The organism is Virgibacillus salexigens (assembly GCF_014905415.1).
Classification (GTDB): Bacteria; Bacillota; Bacilli; order Bacillales; family Amphibacillaceae; genus Virgibacillus; species Virgibacillus salexigens.
Window position 1 is genome coordinate 1 of sequence record NZ_BNEO01000155.1, and the last position, 301, is coordinate 301.

Genomic DNA, 301 nt, shown 5'->3' on the forward strand with positions numbered 1-301 from the left:
CACGAAGAGCATGAGAGGGAAGCAACAGTTGGCAGGGGAGTAAGACAGGGTTGCAGCGTTTCTCCGATGCCATTTAATTTGTACATCGAGCAGGCGGTGAAGGAAAGCAAGGAAAAATTTGGAATAGGGATTAAAGTTCAGGGGGAAGAAATAAAAACATTGCGTTTTGCTGATGACATTGTAATTCTGTCAGAGACAGCAAAGGACCTGGAAGAGCAGTTGAATGGAATGGGCAGTGTTTTGAAGGCAGCGTATAAAATGAACATTAACAAGAGCAAAACAAAAATAATTGAATGCGGAT

The 301-nt window shown here is 42.2% G+C and carries 1 protein-coding gene; it reads left to right on the plus strand.

The annotated features are described in order from the left end of the window. Window positions 1-66: 66 nt before the first annotated feature. Window positions 67-301, plus strand: a 235-nt coding sequence (locus tag JKP73_RS22655) for a reverse transcriptase domain-containing protein (RefSeq protein ID WP_234447185.1), incomplete at its 3' end; no start/stop codon positions are given.